This is a genomic window from Halobacterium litoreum (genome assembly GCF_021233415.1).
GTDB lineage: Archaea > Halobacteriota > Halobacteria > Halobacteriales > Halobacteriaceae > Halobacterium > Halobacterium litoreum.
In genome coordinates this window covers 616,069-633,061 of sequence record NZ_CP089466.1, presented here as the reverse complement: position 1 = coordinate 633,061, position 16,993 = coordinate 616,069, and the positions used below count along the sequence as shown (strand labels likewise).

18 protein-coding genes are annotated in these 16,993 nt (G+C 69.3%); 6 read left to right on the top strand and 12 right to left on the bottom strand.

What is annotated here, in order from left to right:
• Positions 1-93 precede the first annotated feature (93 nt).
• From gcvH to LT972_RS03500, 4 genes are all read right to left on the bottom strand, one after another.
• Positions 94-468 carry a glycine cleavage system protein GcvH gene (gcvH, locus tag LT972_RS03515; RefSeq protein ID WP_232571817.1) on the bottom strand — a complete coding sequence of 125 codons (375 nt, stop codon included), beginning with the start codon at positions 466-468 and terminating at the stop codon, positions 94-96.
• Positions 465-1,562 (bottom strand): glycine cleavage system aminomethyltransferase GcvT, encoded by a 1,098-nt coding sequence (gene gcvT, locus LT972_RS03510; protein ID WP_232571816.1) that lies wholly within the window; start codon positions 1,560-1,562, stop codon positions 465-467. The genes gcvH and gcvT overlap by 4 nt, the downstream gene beginning before the upstream one ends.
• A 51-nt stretch (positions 1,563-1,613) precedes the next feature.
• Positions 1,614-1,760 carry a hypothetical protein gene (locus LT972_RS03505; RefSeq protein WP_232571815.1) on the bottom strand — a complete coding sequence of 49 codons (147 nt, stop codon included), beginning with the start codon at positions 1,758-1,760 and terminating at the stop codon, positions 1,614-1,616.
• A gap of 72 nt (positions 1,761-1,832) precedes the next feature.
• Positions 1,833-2,333: a DUF6789 family protein gene (locus LT972_RS03500; protein WP_232571814.1), complete on the bottom strand. Its 501-nt coding sequence runs from the start codon at positions 2,331-2,333 to the stop codon at positions 1,833-1,835.
• 101 nt (positions 2,334-2,434) lie between these two features.
• Here LT972_RS03500 and LT972_RS03495 point away from each other — a divergent pair, with 101 nt between their 5' ends.
• The 5 genes from LT972_RS03495 to hmgB all read left to right on the top strand — a co-directional run bounded on the left by LT972_RS03495 (position 2,435) and on the right by hmgB (position 8,260).
• Complete coding sequence (locus LT972_RS03495) at positions 2,435-2,890, top strand: NYN domain-containing protein (protein ID WP_232571813.1); 456 nt, start codon at positions 2,435-2,437, stop codon at positions 2,888-2,890.
• A gap of 32 nt (positions 2,891-2,922) precedes the next feature.
• Positions 2,923-3,768: a TatD family hydrolase gene (locus LT972_RS03490; protein ID WP_232571812.1), complete on the top strand. Its 846-nt coding sequence runs from the start codon at positions 2,923-2,925 to the stop codon at positions 3,766-3,768.
• A gap of 85 nt (positions 3,769-3,853) precedes the next feature.
• Positions 3,854-4,432, top strand: coding sequence for a DUF2150 family protein (locus tag LT972_RS03485; RefSeq protein WP_232571811.1), 579 nt, complete (start codon positions 3,854-3,856; stop codon positions 4,430-4,432).
• A gap of 49 nt (positions 4,433-4,481) precedes the next feature.
• Positions 4,482-6,860: an Ig-like domain-containing protein gene (locus LT972_RS03480; protein WP_232571810.1), complete on the top strand. Its 2,379-nt coding sequence runs from the start codon at positions 4,482-4,484 to the stop codon at positions 6,858-6,860.
• Between the two features lie 62 nt (positions 6,861-6,922).
• The gene (gene hmgB, locus LT972_RS03475; RefSeq protein ID WP_232571809.1) at positions 6,923-8,260 is read left to right on the top strand and encodes a hydroxymethylglutaryl-CoA synthase; all 1,338 of its coding nucleotides are present in this window, start codon (positions 6,923-6,925) and stop codon (positions 8,258-8,260) included.
• A 9-nt stretch (positions 8,261-8,269) separates the two neighbouring features.
• On the opposite strand, the gene LT972_RS03470 is transcribed toward hmgB, so the two are convergent.
• The gene (locus LT972_RS03470; RefSeq protein WP_232571808.1) at positions 8,270-8,491 is read right to left on the bottom strand and encodes a hypothetical protein; all 222 of its coding nucleotides are present in this window, start codon (positions 8,489-8,491) and stop codon (positions 8,270-8,272) included.
• Between the two features lie 40 nt (positions 8,492-8,531).
• On the bottom strand, positions 8,532-9,071 hold the full coding sequence (locus tag LT972_RS03465) for a DUF7344 domain-containing protein (protein WP_232571807.1): 540 nt from the start codon (positions 9,069-9,071) through the stop codon (positions 8,532-8,534).
• 178 nt (positions 9,072-9,249) lie between these two features.
• Here LT972_RS03465 and LT972_RS03460 point away from each other — a divergent pair, with 178 nt between their 5' ends.
• The gene (locus LT972_RS03460; protein ID WP_232571806.1) at positions 9,250-10,035 is read left to right on the top strand and encodes a helix-turn-helix transcriptional regulator; all 786 of its coding nucleotides are present in this window, start codon (positions 9,250-9,252) and stop codon (positions 10,033-10,035) included.
• Here the strand turns inward: LT972_RS03460 and LT972_RS03455 are convergent.
• The 6 genes from LT972_RS03455 to LT972_RS03430 all read right to left on the bottom strand — a co-directional run bounded on the left by LT972_RS03455 (position 10,011) and on the right by LT972_RS03430 (position 16,982).
• Complete coding sequence (locus tag LT972_RS03455; RefSeq protein ID WP_232571805.1) at positions 10,011-10,646, bottom strand: hypothetical protein; 636 nt, start codon at positions 10,644-10,646, stop codon at positions 10,011-10,013. The two genes, LT972_RS03460 and LT972_RS03455, sit on opposite strands and share 25 nt — an antisense overlap.
• Positions 10,636-11,460 carry a signal peptidase I gene (locus tag LT972_RS03450; RefSeq protein WP_232571804.1) on the bottom strand — a complete coding sequence of 275 codons (825 nt, stop codon included), beginning with the start codon at positions 11,458-11,460 and terminating at the stop codon, positions 10,636-10,638. The genes LT972_RS03455 and LT972_RS03450 overlap by 11 nt, the downstream gene beginning before the upstream one ends.
• A 49-nt stretch (positions 11,461-11,509) precedes the next feature.
• On the bottom strand, positions 11,510-12,514 hold the full coding sequence (locus LT972_RS03445) for an LbetaH domain-containing protein (protein ID WP_232571803.1): 1,005 nt from the start codon (positions 12,512-12,514) through the stop codon (positions 11,510-11,512).
• 120 nt (positions 12,515-12,634) lie between these two features.
• Entirely contained in the window at positions 12,635-13,327 is a 693-nt protein-coding gene (locus tag LT972_RS03440; RefSeq protein ID WP_232571802.1) for a hypothetical protein, read from the bottom strand.
• Between the two features lie 73 nt (positions 13,328-13,400).
• The gene (locus LT972_RS03435) at positions 13,401-15,203 is read right to left on the bottom strand and encodes a VWA domain-containing protein (protein WP_232571801.1); all 1,803 of its coding nucleotides are present in this window, start codon (positions 15,201-15,203) and stop codon (positions 13,401-13,403) included.
• Positions 15,204-15,284: 81 nt separating this feature from the next.
• Entirely contained in the window at positions 15,285-16,982 is a 1,698-nt protein-coding gene (locus LT972_RS03430) for a vWA domain-containing protein (RefSeq protein WP_232571800.1), read from the bottom strand.
• Positions 16,983-16,993 lie beyond the last annotated feature (11 nt).

Here is a 16,993-nt window from a genome sequence, read left to right as displayed (position 1 = left end):
ACACCCGCAGAATAGGCGAGAGTGGTCACGAACGCGGTGTTTCTCGCCGGTGTCACGTGCGGGCGTCCCACACGCCGAGTCGCCGCCCCGGCGTCAGGCGATCTGGTCGCGGTACTCCTCGGCCGTGAGGAGGTCGTCGAGGTCGGCGTCGTCGAAGTCGAGTTCGACGAGCCAGCCGTCGCCGAACGGGTCGTCGTTGACGAGTTCGGGTTCGTCTTCGAGCGTCTCGTTGACGTCAGTGACCTCCCCGGAGACCGGCGCGTAGATGTCCGAGACGGCTTTGATGGACTCCACGACGCCGAACTCGCTGTCCGCGTCGAGTTCGTCGCCGACGCCGGGCAGTTCGACGAACACCACGTCGCCGAGTTCGTCCTGTGCGAAGTCGGAGATGCCGACGCGGCCGGTGTCGGGGTCGATCCACTCGTGCGATTCGAGGTAGTACAGATTGTCGGGTACGTCGAAACTCATTGGTCGATGAACGGGGGGGTGGTGATGGTCGCTTTCTTTCCTGTGCCGCGCACGACAACGCGGACGGACTCGCCGTCCTCGGCGTGCGCTTCGTCCACGTAGCCGAGTCCGATTGGTTCGTCGAGCGTCGGACTCATCGTGCCGCTCGTGACTTCGCCGACGGTGTCGCCGTCGGGCGTGGTGATTTCGTAGCCGTGCCGGGGGACGCCGCGCTCGCGGAGCGTGACGCCGACGAACTGCTGGTCGACGCCCTGCTCGTACTGGGCTTCGAGCGCGTCGCGGCCGACGAACTCGGTGTCGAGTTTGACGGCGAACCCGATGCCCGCCTCGTAGGGCGTACGCGGGTTCTCCTCGGGGTCGAAGTCCTGCCCGGAGAGCAGGAAGCCGTACTCCATGCGGAGGGTGTCCCGCGCGCCGAGTCCGCATGGCTGGCAGTCCGACGCGAAGGCGTCCCAGACCGCGCCCGCGCCGTCCGACGGGAACACGAGTTCGAAGCCGCGCTCGCCCGTGTAGCCCGTGTTCGCGACGAGGCAGTCGACGCCCGCGACGCTCGCGTCGGTCGCCTCGAACTTCGAGAGGTCGAGGACGTCGCCGTCGGCGCGCGCCGAGACGAGGTCCGGGGCCTCGGGCCCCTGGACCGCGACCATGCCGTAGTCGGCGGTGACGTTGTCGACGGTCGCGGCGAAATCCTGTTCGTCCCGGTACGTCGTCCAGCGGTCGTAGGCCTCCTCGTCGTGGCCGGCGTTCGGCACGAACAGGAACTCCGCGTCCCGGCTCTCGGGGAGGCGGTAGACGACGGTGTCGTCGAGCATCACGCCGTCCTCGTCCGTGATGGCCGAGTACTGGGCGTCCCCCGGGTCGAGGGCGGTCACGTCGTTGGTCGTGAGTCGCTGCATCAGGCGCTCGGCGTCCGGTCCGGACACCTCTATCTCCCCCATGTGGGAGACGTCGAAGATGCCAGCGGCGTCGCGGACGGCGGCGTGCTCCGTCGAGATGGAGTCGAACTCGACGGGCATCTGCCACCCGCCGAACTCCGTGAACTTCGCGCCGCGGTCCTCGTGGCGGCCGTACAGCGGCGGCCTGCGTTGGGCCATACGCGAGGCGTCGGCGTCCGACAAGAAATGCTTTCGTATCCCGGACGCGCTTCAGGCGAGGTCGTCCGCGTGGCAGACGGCACACGCCATCGACGTCGTCCACGTCGGCGGGCGTGCGGTCCCCGCGTCGAGGACGACGCTACACTCGACGGACAACACGAACCGGTCGTCGTTACCGCAGTGCTGGCAGGCTGGCACGGTATCAGCCGGCGGAGTGCCGGTGGGCCGACGTGGCCCCGTCACCGCCCTTGAAACTTCGCCGGGTTGCGGTCACACGTCGTGTTCCGGGATGCCCGTGAGGTAGTGGGTGGTGACGCCGAGGACGAGGCCGTACACCCAGTGCCCGAGGAGCGTGGCGACGACGAAGACGGCGTTCGTGAACGCGGAGCCGCCCGGCCAGAACAACAACAGGAACGTCACCCAGAACAGCGTGCTCATCGTGACGCCGCGCAGGTACCGGGGGTTCCGGGGCGGGAGGAACGACCCGGTGACGACGAAGAACAGCGGGAGGACGAACGCGCCGCCGGCGGCGAACACGGCGGCGCCGACGAGCGGACCGCCGTCGCCGGCAATCAGCGTGCCGATGTCGGCGAGCGGGGCGAGTTGGAAGACGCCGAGCGCGACGGGGATGCCGACGACGAACGGGAGCATCGCGGCGAGGCCGAGCGTGCCGCCGGCGATTGCGGCGAGGACGACGCGGAGCGTGATGGGTTCGGTGACGTCGCCGAACCGGGCTTCCTCGGGTGACGGGAAGGCTGTCGAGCGAGCCATACCGAGTACGTGGTCGTGTCGGACGTTAACAGTTCTATCACGGTAGTGGCCAGTCCGCGACGGTCCGGCACGCTCTTGTCTCGTGGCCTCGGAGACGGCGTATGGAGCGACTCCGGGAGGTGCTCGGCGACGACGCCGACGACGCTGGCGACGTCGCGCTGTTCGTGGACGGACCGAACGTCTTACGCGAGGAGTTCGACGTGGACTTAGACGACGTGCGAGAGACGGCTTCGGATGCCGGCGCGCTGGCGGTGACGCGCCTCTACCTCGACGAACACGCCACCCCGGAACTGATTCAGGCGGCGGAGGCGCGGGGCTACGACGTGCGCGTGACGAGCGGCGACGTGGACGTGAAACTCGCGGTAGACGCCACCGAGCTAGTGCTGTCGGACGCCGTCGACGTGCTCGCGGTGGCCTCCCGGGACACCGACTTCAAGCCCGTCCTGGAGAAGGCCGAGCGCCTCGGCGTTCGCACGCTCGCCATCGCGCCCGGCGAACACGGGCGGTCGGACGCCCTCCGGAACGCGGCGACGGACGCCGTCGTGCTGGACGAATAGCGCTTTTCACGCTCGCGCACCGACCCACGCCCATGACCGAACTGGGGACGCCGGTGCTCGACGACCACATGCACCTCGACGCCGCGAACCGCGGCGTCGAGGCGGCGAAGGAGTTCGCGCGGGCGGGCGGCACGCACCTCTTGATTTGCAACAAGCCGTCGTGGCACCTCGGCGTGGAAGCCGACGACGGCGCGGACTTCGCCGAGGTGTTCGAGGAGACGATTCGGCTCGTAAACGAGGCGACCCAGGAACTGCCGGGCGCGGCGTGGCCCGTGCTCGGCGTCCACCCCGGCCTGATTTCCCGCCTCGTGGACGACCGCGGATTCTCGCCCGAGGACGCGCGAGACCTGATGTGCGCGGGCATCGACACCGCCGCCGAGTACGCGAGCGACGGGCGCGCCGTCGCGCTGAAGTCCGGGCGCCCGCACTACGAGGTGAGCGACGCCGTCTGGGAGGCGTCGAACGCGGTGCTTCGGCACGCCTGCGAGCGCGCCGCCGAGACGGGCGTGGCGCTCCAGTTGCACACCGAGGCGACGAAGGACCTGACCGACGTGGCCGCGTGGGCCGAGGACGCGGGCCTGCCGCCCGAGCGCGTCGTGAAACACTACGCGAGCGGGCGCCTCGACGGCGTGACGCCGAGCGTGATGTGCGAGAAGGACTACCTCGAGGAGGCCGTCGAGGAGGGCGCGCCGTTCCTGATGGAGACGGACTTCGTGGACGACGCCGACCGTCCGGGCGCGGTGATGGGGCCGAAGACGGTGCCGCGGCGCGTGCGCTGGCTCCAAGAGCGCGGCCACGACGACGCGATCGAACTCGCGCACGTCGAGACGCCGAACGCCGTCTACGGAATCGACACGCGCGGCACGCTCGCGGACTGACGCGGCCGACGCCGGGTGTGCGAACGGTTGTGTCGGCTGTCGGCTGAAGGAAAGGCCTTTGTCTCGGGCGGCCGGCGTTCGTGGTATGAGCGCCCCCGAGGAGGAGTTCTACTCCGAAGAACGCTGGCAGAACTGGCTCGACCGGCTCAGGGACGAGGACATCGACCCCGAGGACGAGGATTCCGCGCGACTCCTGTTGAACCTCCAGGACGACGTCGCCATCGCCGTCGCGAAGATTCTCACCGCGCACGACGACGGCGACATCGACGCCGAGGAGGCGACGGAGGAACTCGCGGACATCCGCGAGGTCGTGCTCTCGGAGCCCGAGTTCGACGACGAGGACAAACTGATGCTCGTCGACGGCGTGCAGACGAGTCTCGTCTGCGTGTTCTACAGCGCCGAGCAGTACATCGGCGACGGCGTCGCCGACGAGACGACCGTCGAGGAGTACGTCCTCGCAGCCGTCGACGCCGAATCCGAGGAGGACCTCGACCGCGCGCTCGGCCTCACGGCCTGCGCCGGCACCCGGGTCATCGACGGCGAGGAACTCGACATGAGCGTCATCGAGGACGTCGAGTACGGCCTCGTCACCGAGTGGGTGAACGGTCTGGACAGCCTCCAGAGCGCGCTTTCGGACCCGGAAGTCATCGAAGACGACGACTGACCGGATACCCGCCGCGTTTATACGGTTCGGTTCCCGATTACACCCAACCGTGCGATTCAGGGACGACACTCGGGGGGTGACGGTCCAGGTCGGCGCCGTCTTACTCTTCGCGACTATCATCATCGCCCTCGCACTCTACCAAGCGACGGTCGTCCCGACGCAGAACGCCGACGTCGAGTACAAACACAGCCAGGCCGTCGAAGGCGACCTGACCCAACTGCGGAACTCGCTGCTGTCGACGGCGGCCGCCGGGAGCACGCGCCCCACGTCGGTCCGGCTCGGCACGACGTACCCGTCTCGCGTCTTCCTCGTGAATCCGCCGCCACCCTCGGGGACGCTGAGAACCGGGTCGTACGACAACGACACCATACAGGTGTCGAACGTCGAGGCGACGAACCCGGAGACGCAGGAGTTCCTCGACGGCACGTGGTCGGCGTCCACGAAGTACGTGGAGTACGTCCCGGACTACAGCGAGTACCAGAGCGCGCCGACGCGCCGATACACCGCGAGCGTGCTGTCGAATTACTTCCCCGACCGGAACGTCTCCGTGCCGCTGACCGACCAACTGCTGGTGCGCGGGGACACCATCACGCTCGTCTCCATCAACGGCTCGCTCGCCACGTCGCGGAGCGGCCCGGTGACCGTGAGCCCGGAGGCGCTGAGCGCGCCCCACCAGCGCGTGCAGGTCGAACCACAGAACCCCGGAAGCCCGGTGACGGTGACGGTGCCGACGAGCGTCTCGGCGGCCGCGTTCCGGAATCAGACCGCGCTCGGCGACCAGCCGAACGTGAGCGTCGTCGACGCGGGCGAGAACCGCGTCGAGATTCAGTTGACGGGACGCGACACGTACACGCTCCAGACGGCGCGCGTCGGCGTCGGGAGCGACACCGCCGACCCCGGCCCGCATTACCTCACGGTCGTCGAGAACGACAGCGACAGCGTCACCGTCGAAGCGCGGGACCGCTTCAACAATCCGGTGGCTGGCGTCACCGTCTCCGTCCCAGGGGCGAGTCCGTTCCAGACGTCGAACCGAGTGACCGACGAGAACGGACAAGCGACGTTCCGCGCGAGCGACAGCGAGTCGGGGACGGCGACGCTCCAGATTCTCGGCGGCGGCCCGGACCGCACCGAAGTCGAGGCGTCGGTGGACACGACTACCGCAACCGTCGGTAACGGGAGCGGTGGCGGGTCACTCGTGTACACAGGGAATGCGACGGCGTTCGACGGCGCCGACCCCGACTCGGTGCCCGGCGGGCTGAACGTCACCGTCGAGAATCAGTACGGTTCGAACGTCACAATCACCGACGTGACGGTAATCCCGGAGAACGCGGACATCACCGGGCTGTCGGACAAGGCTACCGGGGAGGGACCGGGCCAGAGCGAACTCGCTGTCGATAGCCTCGCGGACCAACAGTCGGCCACGGCAGACGTGTTGATACTTGACGACCAGTACGTCTACGTGGGCGACCGCGGCCTGACGCTCTCGGCGGAGACGAGTCGGACGGAGCGCGTCTACGACACGAGCGCGGGCGTGTTCACGGACGTATCCACGACAGTCGGCGGGTCACCAGTAGAACTCGCGCCGGACGACAGCGCGGAAATCACGTTCAGTGAGTTCTATGCGGTGACGGGCGGCGGCGCAACAGCGGTGAACGTCTCGAACGAGGACTTCCGCGTGGTCGTGTCCTACCGCCACGACGATGGGACGGAGAGCAGCGAGTTCGTGGCGTACGCACGGCCGCCGAGTGCCGACGACGGTGGTGGCGGCGGTGGCGGTTCGACGCCGCAGGTGGCGTTCCGCCTTGACGACCTGACCCACCAAGACCAGAGCAGCGTCGAGTACGTCGGGTCGTACAGCGTCTCGAACACGAACAGTTCCTTCGAGCGCGTGGAAATCGAGTACGCGAACCAGAACGACGGGTCGGCCACTCAGACGTTACAGAACGCCGGCGTTCGGGGCGGGCTCCGGTACAGTTCGAGTTACGGCGCGGGCGCCACGTACGACGTGACCGTCCGCGTCATCTACTCGGACAGCGGCGGCGAGTACGTCGCCGCGTCCGAGACGGTCAGCGACGTGGCGGACGCCGCGAATCCGGCGGGCAACGACGACCTGTCGACGGGAACGACCGCAGTCCTATCGAGTTCGACCATCGATGACAAATCTAGCAACGGACAGGGCCCGCGATATTGGTTCGACTACACTGTCTCCAGTGGCGACTACGCGGAGACGGAACTGGTCGCCGTATCCACGGGAACCGGCGACAAGGCGAGCACGACGAGCGCGACACGGAGTACAAGCAAGGTCAAGTTGAGTCCGGGGTACGGCTACGGAGAACCGTTCAAGATAGCGATTCTCGTCTACGGACCGGACGGCGCCGTGGTGGACAGCCGAATCGTCTCGGACACCGCCGACGGCACTGACCCATAATTTCGACTTTTGTCGAACCGCCTATCGACAAAACAATAAGCCGCGTTCGTCAAAGGGCGTGTATGACCGCCGTCGGCATCGACGCCATGGAAGTGTGGACGGGGAAGCTGAAACTGGACCTCGCGGAGACGTTCGCCCCGCAGAAGGGCGACGACCCGGGGAAGTACACGAAGGGGCTGGGCCTGCACGCCTCGTCGTTCCCGGACGCGTACGAGGACATCGTGACGATGGGCGCGAACGCCGCCCACCGCCTGATGGACCGGAAGGGTCTCGAACCCGAGGACATCGGCCGCATCGACGTAGCGACCGAGTCCGCGTTCGACAACTCCAAGCCCGTCTCGACGTACATCGCGGGCTGTCTCGAACAGGTGTACGACGGTGACTTCCACCACGCGAACAAGGGCGAGCGGAAGTTCGCCTGCATCGCCGGAACGCAGAGCCTCGACGACGCGGTGAACTGGATTCTCGCGGGGCGGAACCGCGGCCGCGGCGCGCTCGTCGTGGCGACCGACACCGCGCTGTACGCGCGAGACGACGCGGGCGAGGCGACGCAGGGCGCGGGCGCCGTCGCGATGTACATCACCGAGGACCCGGACCTCGTCGAACTCTCGACCGAGCAGGGGTACGGCTCCGCCGACGAGACGGACTTCCTGAAGCCGAACCAGCAGTTCCCGAGCGTCGACGGGAAGCGCTCGATTCAGGTGTACCTCGCGCGGATGCGCGAAGCCCTCGAGGACTTCGAGAGCGTGTCGGGAAAGTCCCACCCCGACGACTACGAGTACATCCCGTTCCACACGCCCTACCCGGGGATGGTTCGGAAGGCCGCGGTGCTCGGCTACCGGCACATGATTCGGGACACCGAAATCGAGGCGGAACTCGCCGACCAAATCGGCACCCAACCGCGCCGCGAGGACTTCGACTCGGCCGAGGCCTTCGAGCAGGCAATCCGGGACTACATGGACGAACTGAAGAACACCGAGGCGTACCGCGAGTGGTACGCAGACACCATCGAGCCGACCCTCGACATCTCCAGTCACGTCGGGAACTGGTACACGGGCTCGGTCCACATCGCGCGGATGAGCGCGCTCCGGCACGCCGTCGAGAACGACGTCGACCTCGCGGGCAAGCGCATGCTCGTCGCGTCCTACGGCTCCGGTGCGCAGGCCGAGATTCACGCAGAGACCGTCCAGCCCGGCTTCGAGGAGGAGGTGCTGGCGTCGAACATCGACGAGCAGATCGACGCGCGCTACGACCTCTCGTGGAGCGAGTACGAGCAGGTCCACGACCGCCACAACCACGAGAAGTCCGTGGAACTGGAGCCGTTCACGCAGCCCGACTCGGAGTTCGTCTTCGACGGCTGGGGCCCGATGAACGAGCGCAAGTACACGTACGTCGAGTAACGCGGCGCGTCAGGAGCGCGGTTTTTCTTCGAGTCTGTATGCCGTGCCGACGGCGGCGAGCGCGCCGGCGAGGACGCCGAGTGGCACGCCGACGAAGACGGACGGCCAGAACACGTCTTCGAGCAGCGCGGTGGCGGCGACGGCGACGACGAGGAAGGTGACGGCGCCGGCGGCGAGCGACCAGAGCGCGACCGACCCGCGGGCGTCCCGGCGTAGCGTCCGCTGTGTCATGGGCGTGGGTTCGCGCCGGGGGCACGTAACGGTCACGTCGTCAGTCGCCGCCAGCGTCCCGCCTGAGGCGGTCGGTCCACGGGCTGCCCTGCTGGTAGATCTGTGCGGCGAGCGAGACGAGGAGGACGAGGAGCGCGCCGGCGGCGAACGTGACCGGCGTGAGGTAGACGAACGCGGGGACTGCGAGGAGGCTGGCGAGCGTGGCGAGCAGGCCGACGAGGACGACGCCGACGTAGTACTCGCTCCACGAGAGGTGGCCGCGTTCGACGACTTCGAGGTAGACGTCGATGTCGTCAGCGCGGTCGCCGAGCGCGACGGTCTTGGAGACGTCGTCGTACCGGACGATGTCCAGCGAGTCGAGTTTCGGCAGGTGGTTCTGGTGGAGCGTGACGTAGACGCTCTGCCGGACCTGTCTGGGCGCGGGCGACTCCCCGGCTTCGACGGCGGCGATTTGGTCGGCGAGCGTCCGGAGCGTCCGCGGACTCTCGTCCGCGAGCAGTTCGAGGACCTGCCAGCGGCGGTCGTTGCTCAGTACGTCGTGAATTTCGGCTCTCTCTAGTTGTTGGCGTTGTTCGAGCATCGGACTCCCCCTGTGCGGTCCGCGTTTCCCACACGTGGTACCGCGTTACACGTTACCAATCACGACGGTGGTGGCCGTATAGTTACCTCTCGAGAGCGTCTCACCGGCAGAAAATTCCCCACGTTTTGGGACTGTACTGACACGAAGGATTATCACAAATCACCGATATTTGATATCGATGAACGAATCGGACAGTCCGTCGACCGTGCTGTGCGCGGCGGCCGAGCGGTACGGCCTGTTCGAGGCGCTCCGAGACGGCGCGATGGCGCGGGCCGACGTGGAGCAGGCACTCGACGTCTCCCGGTCGACTGCCCACCGCGTGCTGCGCGAGTTCGAGGTGCAGGGCGTCGTCGAGCGCCGCGACGGCGCGTACCGCTTGACCGCGTTCGGCGACGTCGTCGCCGCGGAGGCGGGCCGCGCCGTCGACACCATCGGCGCCGCCCAGCGCCTGTCGCCGCTGCTGGAGGCGCTGACCCGCGCGGACGGCGCCTTCGACCTGTCGAAGTTCCGTTCGGCGTCGGTCACCACGCCGACGGCGGACGACCCGTACCGCCCGGTGCGGCAGTTCCTCGCGCCCGCGTCGGACGCCGACCGCATCCGCGAGTTCGACCCGACCGTGCCGGAGCCGGCCTACCAGCGCGCGCTCGCGGAGCGCGCCGGCAGCGACCTGACGGCCTCGATTCTCTACCCGCCGTCGGTCGTGGAGTACCTCGAGGCGGACGGCGAGACGATGCTGGAGTACGCGCGCGCCGGCGACTGTTTCGACGTGCGCGTCGCGGAGGTGCCGGCGTTCCGACTCGTCCTCGGCGACGAACGCGCCTACGTCGGCGGCTACGACGACGAGGGGACACACATGCGGTTGGTGGTCGACACGGACGACCGGGGCGCCGTCGAGTGGGCGAGTGAGTTCTTCGACGCGAAGTGGGCCGACGCGACGCCCTACGGCGAGTACCGGGACGGCTGACCGGCCGCGGGCGCGCTCGCGTCGCTGGCGCGCTCGTCGTCACTCGTGGCGCCGGTCGGGCCTCCGTCGGTGTTTCCGGTCGTCGCGTTCTCACTGTCGGTCGGGTCGCCGCCGGGCGGTTCGGCGACCGTCTCGTTCTCGGTCGAGTCGGTTCCCGTCGCGTCGGTGCTCGTCCCGCTGTCGCCGCCATCCACGGTCACGTTGCCGTCCGTGAGGCGGTCGGCGGACCCGTTCTGAATCGGCACCCCGACGGTCTCGTTGTCGCCCGTCTCGTTGTCGGTGACGGTATCGTTGCCGGCGGCGGTCTCGTTGTCGGTCGTCCCGTTGTCGGTGACGGGTGCCCCGAGAACGGTATCGTTGCCGTCCCCGCCGACAGTCTCGTTCTCGACTGCCGTCTCGTTGCCAGTCGCGGTTCCGTTCTCGGTTCCGCTTTCGAGCGTCTCGTTCGCCGCGCCGAACGCCGAGACGCGCCGGTCCTCCGGCAGGTTGTCGACGCTCACGGCGACGCCGATGCCCTCGCTGTCGGTCAGTTCGGCGGCCGTGAAGCCGGTCGCGGCGGCGGCGAGGAACACGACGGCGACGAGCGCGACGGCGGTCGCGTCACGAGCCATCGGCGTCACCTCGTTCGCTGTCGCCGCCGTCGGTGCGCGCGCTGGTCGGGCGCGAATCGGGTGCGTCGCCGAGGACGAACACGACCGCGACGAACGCGAGCGACACCGCTGTCGCGGCGACCACCGCGACGGCGACCGGAGACGGGTCGGTGTAGGCGACGTACGCGCTGTACGCGGCGAACGCGCCGAGCACGAACGAACTCAGCCGGAGGTCGGTCGTGGAGAGGGCGACGCCGCCTGCATCCGCCGAGGACTCGGGTGCGGGACCGACCGACACCGGAGTCGGGTCGCCGGCGTCCTCGTCGCCGTCGTCGGCCGTCGCGTACGCGTACAGTTCCGAGGCGCCGAACGCGAGCAGGGGGACGACGACGAACAGCACGCGACCGAGGAGCGTGTTCGCGAACAGGACGACGTGGCCGACGAGCGGCATCGCGAACCACACTTCGCCGACGAGCGCGTCGGCGGGAACGAGCGTCGGGTCGGGGTCCTCGTTGGCGTCGCCCTGCGTGCGGAACGCGAGGCCGCCGTCGCGTTCGACCACCTCGACGACGCGGTGTGTGACGGGTGTCGACTCGCCGGCGCGCTGGAACGTTATCACGTCGCCGGCGCCGACGTTCTCGGGGGCGACGTGGCGCACGACCACGGCGTCGCCGGGCGAGATTGCGGGCTCCATGCTCCCCGAGAGCACGACGTAACTCTCCTCGGCGCCGACGGCGCCGGGTGCGGCCTGCACGACGAACGCCGCGACGACGACCACGGCGAGCAGCGTGACCGCGACGCTGGCGGCGCGGCGCGCCCACGTGCGAGCGTTCACGCCGACCACCTCGTGGCGGACCGGCGGCCGCCGACCGCCCGAGCGAGTGTCAGCGCCATGGGTTCCTCGCGTCGCTGTGCCGGCACTGCCGCGCGAACAGTTCGAAGTCGAGAGTCAGCGACTCGCCCGCGACCTCGCGCGGGTTCCGGAGCGTCCAGTCGAGTTCGAGACACGCCGGCTCGCAGCCGACGCAGTCGCCGTCCGCGCAGGCGTACACGTCGAAGTGGCTGAGGCCGCTCGGCCTGCCGCCGGGGTTCGTGCCGGCGAGCAGGTCGGTGGCGCCGTCCGCGCAGTCCAAGCGGTACGTCTCGACGCCGTCCCGGCTTCCCGTCTGTTTCCCGCCGCCTTTCACGTCGACGCGACAGAGGGCGGCGTCTGGGGAGGCGAGGTCGACGCCCCGGAGTTCGCCGTCGTCCTTGAAGTGGCCCGCAGTCACCTCGATTTCGACCGGGCCGTCCGGGCCGTCGAAGGTGAGTGCGCCGGGCACGTCGTCGACGGCTAGGGAGTCGTTCGGGCCGACGAGCGCGCCGCCTTCCAGTTCGACGCGCCCGAGACGCACGCAGCCGGCGCCGAGTTGCACGCCGTCGCCGAGCGCGTCGAACAGGCCGGACAGCGACCCCTCGTAGAGGGTCGCGCCGGGGTCGCCGCAGGTCGCGGCGTGCGAGAGTTCGACGTGGAGTTCGTCGGCGAGACCGGAGGCGGAGCCGACCGGCCGGAACCACACCCGGCCCGGATTCCCGCAAACGCGGAACGCGAGCGTTGCGTGCCCGGACTCGCGGCCGCGCTCCGGGTCGACCGTGCCGAAGTCGACTGTCGCCGTCGGTTCGCTCGCGAACGACGACGGGAACGGGCCGTCCTGAGTCGGGAACTCCGTCACGTCGCCGTCGGCGACCGACCGGGTCGCGAGGTCGAGGTCGAGCGTGCCGGATTCGGCGGCGAGCGTGCCGAACGGCTCGCCGTCCCGGAGCGTCGCGTGCGTGGCGACGCCGGTGGCCGCGCCGACCGACGCCGCGCCGGCGGCACCCAGCCCGCGCAGGAGCGTTCGCCGAGACACGTCAACCACCGCCGCCCACCCCCGAGCCCGGTGCTGTCATGGCCGTCGCTACGCCGAACGACCGGATATTTATTGACCGTCTTAGGGATTCAGCGACGGGTTTAACGGACTGTTCGGTCGTCACGACGAGTCGCCTCCGCAGGCCTCGACGGCGAACGCCAGGTCGGTCTCGACGCTGTCGGTCTGGATTCGGCTGCCGACGGACGCGGGGAGCGACCACGACAGCCCGACGCAGACCTGCTGGTCGGAGCCGAGGCAGTCGCCGCCGAGGCGCACGCCGTCCGCGAGCGCCGCGTCCGCGTCCCGGAGCGTGCCGTCGACGAGTGTCGTCTCGCCGACGCCGCGCTCGCCGTCGCAGCCGCCGAGTCGGGAGACGCCGAACGCGCCGGTGTCGTACCACGCCGCGATTTCGAGGGCGTCCGCGAGTTCGCCCGTCGGCGTGTCGTCGCCGGCCTCGCGCTCGGGTTCGATGCGTCCGTTTTCCTCGTTCGCGGTGAGCGCGAGCGAGAACGCCACCCGCACCGGGTCGGTGCCGTCGCCCGCGACCCGGAACGCGAGCGCGCCGCTGTCGCCGGGCTGGGCGTTCCCGACGTCGAGGACCGGCCCGTCGCCGGCGGCGCCGTCGTCGACCACCGCGCCGTTGTACGTCTCCCGCCAGTCCACGCGGACCGCGGGGCCGTCGCCGACCGTCGCGGCGTCCGTGTACGCGACGGCGTCCTCGGAGAGCGCGCCGACGCCCGCGAACGACGCCGCGCCCGTGGCGGCGACGCTGGCGAGCAGGCGGCGGCGCGTCACGTCGATTGGTGGAGTCATGGTGTTCCCCGTGGGGAGGACTCGCCGGCGGAGTCGAACCGCCGGTGGGCCACCGGGCGCGAGTCGGAGATGGTTACGTCGGCACCGTCAGCGAGGCGTTGCGGTACAGCGTCCCCTCGTCGGGGTCGTCGACGGCGAGCAGTATCGGGCGCTCGGCCGGGTCGGCGTCGGCGTCACAGGACGTGTACGAGACGGTGTACGTGGTGGACAGCAGGCCCGCCACCTCGTCGGTGAGCAGGTCGGAGAACTCGTCGGCGTCGGACTCCGGGAGTTCGAACCACGACCCGTCGACCATGTCGGCGAGCACTTCCTTGTCGCCGTCCGCGTAGCCGGGGTCGTCGAAGAAACTGGACTCCGAGAGGTCCTCGGAGACGGCGATGTACGTGAACCCGTCGAGGAGCGTTGCGACCTCGGACATCACGTAGTCGGTGCGGGACTCGTCGTTGTCGTAGGCGTCCGGGTCGTCGACCTGCGCCGGCGCGTCGGTGATGTCGATGACGACCTTCTGGGCGCCCGGGCGGTACGCCGACAGCATCCCGCCGGAGTCCGCGGCGATGTCGCGGGTGGCGACGCCGAGCGCGTCGAAGTTGTCCTCGCGGCCGTCGCTCCCGCCGCTCGCGGAGAGGTCGTCGATGGCGGCCTCGATGGTGGCCTGGTCGTCGGTGAAGTCCTGGTCGAGTTCGACGGTGTCCTTGTAGGAGACGAGCGCGAACCGCGAGTCGATGCCGGCGTCGTTCGTGAGCGCGTCCACGAAGTTCGTGATGGCGGCCTGCGCGCCCGCGATTTCCTCGCCCATGCTCCCGGTGTCGTCGAACACGAACACCACGTCCGCGAGCGACCCGGAGGTGAACGAGACGGACTCGGACTGCGCGAGGCCGTTCTCGCAGACCTCGAAGTCGCCGGCGGTGAGGTCGCCGGCGTTCCCGGCGGGCGTGTCCACGCGGACGAACAGCGACACGTCGGGGAACGAGGCGGCGTCCACGCTGTTGACGGAGACGAGTTCTGAGTCGGCGACGTCGCCGGGGAGTTCGCAGGGGTCGCAGTCGGGGCCGGCGTCGTCCGCGCAGGGGTTCCGGGTGCCGTCGTTGTTCCGGCACTGCTCGGCGTGGAACTCCAGGTCGAAGGAAAGCGAGTCGCTTTGAATCTCGTTGCCGACGGAGACCGGGACCTCCCAGTCGATGCAGAGGCAGTAGTTGTCCGCCTCCGCGCCGCCCGCGAAACACGCCTGTTCGCCGGGCGCGAGGAAGGCGCCGTCGCCGGTGTTCGCGTCGCCGTCGAGGGGGACGCCGTTTTGAATCGCGGCGAGGAAGTCGGCGAGGGTGCCCTCCCACACGTCGGCGACTTTCGACACGTCGCCGGGGCCGAACTCGTCTTCGGGCGCGGACGCCGCGACGTCGACCGTGCAGTAGTCCACGTCGACGACGACGCTGTCGGCGAGTTCGCCCATCCCGGCGCCGGGGTCGCCGCCGGTGTCGTCGTCGGAGTGGTTCGCCTCGGGTTCGGTCTGGCCGTTCTCGTCGTTCGACGTGAGTTCGCCACAGAGCCAGAGGTACGCGGGGTTGTCAACGATGCGCGGACAGAACGCGAGCAGGCCGCTGTCTCCGGGCTTCACGTCGGTGAGCGTGCCGCTGACGGTGCCGCTCCCGTCTTTCGTCCCGGTGACCTGGCCGGAGCCGGCCCGGCCCTGGTCCCAGTAGGAGTGGTAGTCAACGAGCAGGTCGAGGGTGCCCGCGGTGAGGACGGCGTCTTCGAACGATTCGCGGTCGTTGAGGAACGCGCTCGTCCCGAGGCCGGCGCCGGCGGACGCGAGGCCGATGGCCCCGAGCCCCCCGAGCACGCGGCGTCGGGAGAGGCGGTGTAGTTGGTCGTCTTTCATGGTGAACCCCCGAGGGGGAAACCCACTGGCGGAGTCGAACCGCCGTCGAGCGCGACGCTCCCGGGGTGGGCGTGGCGGCGGTCAGGCCGCCGGACCGCTGCCGTCGTTGTTCCGGCACTGCTCGGCGTAGAACCCGAAGTCGAAGCCGACGCCGTCGCTTTGCACCTCGTTCCCGACGTCCGCGGGGAGCCACCACGCGAACCCGACGAAGTAGTTCACGCCCGCCTGGAAGCACTGGCGGGCAGGGTCGTCGGGGGCGTCCGCGAGTTCGTCGAAGGCGGTCGAGCGCCCGGCGTCCAGCGGGATGCCGTTGCCCGAGGAGAGCGCGGCGAGGTCGTCGGCGAGCGTGCCGCGGCGGAACACCTCTTCGGGGGTGGCGATGACGTCCAGAATCGCGTCGAGGACGTTCGTCACGGCCGCGGGGTCGGTGGTGCTGAAGTAGTTCGCCATCGTCCCCGCAATCTGGTCGCGGAGGTACGTCGACAGCAGGGGGACGCCCGGTTCGCCCTCGCGCCCGGTCGGTGCGCGGTTGTCGTTGATGCCGACCGCGAGAATGTGGTGGTCCTCGCGGATGTCGGCCGCGATGGCGGCCGTCTCGTCCATCTCGCTGTCGTCGATTTCGGAGTCGCCGGGGTCGCCGCCGGTGTAGTCGCCGCCGACGGTGAACCCGCCCGCGGCGTACGTCTTGTTCGCGTAGTTCGGGCCGCCGTCCGTGAGCAACACGACGAACGTCTCCGCGTCGGGGCGGGCGTTCGCGTCGAGTTCCGCCGCGGCGATTTCGAGCGCCGCCGGCATCGGCGTGTTGCCGCCCGCCGACAGACCGCTGAACGTCACGGGGCTGTCCGCGAGCGCGGTGAAGTTGCCCACGTCGTCGCCGCCGAACGTCAGGCCGCCGACGCGGGCGTCCGCGTCGGCCACGAGGTCGCTCGCGAGCGTGTTCGCGGCGTCCGCGAGTTCGCCGACCTGGTCGTCGGACAGCGACCCGGAGGTGTCGACGGCTATCATCACGTCGACTTCGCCGACCGACTCGTCGATGACGTTGTTGCCGTCGATATCGTACCACCACGCGGTCTGAATCTGCTCGGCGAGTTCGGGGGTCTCCGGCGTCTCGTCGACCTCGCTCTCGGGTTCGGTGAGGCCGTTCTCGGATTCGGTGACGTTCGCGGCCTGCAGCCACACGTAGCCGGGGTTGTCACAGAGGTGGAAACTCAGCGTGAACTCCCCGAAGTCGCCGGGTTTCACGTCCTCCAGCGAGACGAGCGGCTTCACTTCGCCGTCGGCGTAGGTGCCCGCGTTCCGGGTGCGGAGCGCGCCCTCGACGGACGGGTCGAAGTGAACGCCGGTGTCCGCGCCGTCCTCGCAGGGGACGTACTCGAAGTCCTCGGTGGACATCTCCTGTGCGCCGTCCCCGTCCGGGTCCGGGAACGACTCGATGGCGGTGGCGTCCATGTACGCCGCGAGGTCGTCCTCGCGGACCCACACCATCGGGTTCTCGGGGTCCGGGAGGCCGACGTACGCCGACGGTTCGGTCGGTTCGGTGCGCGTCACGTCGAGGCCGACGGTCGGGTCGTCGAACCCGTACAGTTGGGGGAACGAGTAGTGTTCCTCCCAGTCGACCTTGAGGTCGAGTCGCCCCGCGGTGACGGTGTTCGCGTCGAACGATTCGGTGTCGTTGAGGTAGGCCGACGTGCCGAGTCCCGCACCGGCAGAGGCCAGCCCGACGCCCCCGAGCGCGGCGAGCATCTGCCGCCGCGAGAGCGTGGTGTAGTCGTCGTTCATCGTGGTGTCAC

What these genes read in the sequence shown, in the direction of transcription:
- gcvH (WP_232571817.1), bottom strand. Translation starts at nt 468, where the DNA reads ATGAGTTTCGACGTACCCGACAATCTGTACTACCTCGAATCGCACGAG.
- gcvT (WP_232571816.1), bottom strand. Translation starts at nt 1,562, where the DNA reads ATGGCCCAACGCAGGCCGCCGCTGTACGGCCGCCACGAGGACCGCGGC.
- LT972_RS03500 (WP_232571814.1), bottom strand. Translation starts at nt 2,333, where the DNA reads ATGGCTCGCTCGACAGCCTTCCCGTCACCCGAGGAAGCCCGGTTCGGC.
- LT972_RS03495 (WP_232571813.1), top strand. Translation starts at nt 2,435, where the DNA reads ATGGAGCGACTCCGGGAGGTGCTCGGCGACGACGCCGACGACGCTGGC.
- LT972_RS03490 (WP_232571812.1), top strand. Translation starts at nt 2,923, where the DNA reads ATGACCGAACTGGGGACGCCGGTGCTCGACGACCACATGCACCTCGAC.
- LT972_RS03485 (WP_232571811.1), top strand. Translation starts at nt 3,854, where the DNA reads ATGAGCGCCCCCGAGGAGGAGTTCTACTCCGAAGAACGCTGGCAGAAC.
- hmgB (WP_232571809.1), top strand. Translation starts at nt 6,923, where the DNA reads ATGACCGCCGTCGGCATCGACGCCATGGAAGTGTGGACGGGGAAGCTG.
- LT972_RS03470 (WP_232571808.1), bottom strand. Translation starts at nt 8,491, where the DNA reads ATGACACAGCGGACGCTACGCCGGGACGCCCGCGGGTCGGTCGCGCTC.
- LT972_RS03465 (WP_232571807.1), bottom strand. Translation starts at nt 9,071, where the DNA reads ATGCTCGAACAACGCCAACAACTAGAGAGAGCCGAAATTCACGACGTA.
- LT972_RS03460 (WP_232571806.1), top strand. Translation starts at nt 9,250, where the DNA reads ATGAACGAATCGGACAGTCCGTCGACCGTGCTGTGCGCGGCGGCCGAG.
- LT972_RS03455 (WP_232571805.1), bottom strand. Translation starts at nt 10,646, where the DNA reads ATGGCTCGTGACGCGACCGCCGTCGCGCTCGTCGCCGTCGTGTTCCTC.
- LT972_RS03440 (WP_232571802.1), bottom strand. Translation starts at nt 13,327, where the DNA reads ATGACTCCACCAATCGACGTGACGCGCCGCCGCCTGCTCGCCAGCGTC.
- LT972_RS03435 (WP_232571801.1), bottom strand. Translation starts at nt 15,203, where the DNA reads ATGAAAGACGACCAACTACACCGCCTCTCCCGACGCCGCGTGCTCGGG.
- LT972_RS03430 (WP_232571800.1), bottom strand. Translation starts at nt 16,982, where the DNA reads ATGAACGACGACTACACCACGCTCTCGCGGCGGCAGATGCTCGCCGCG.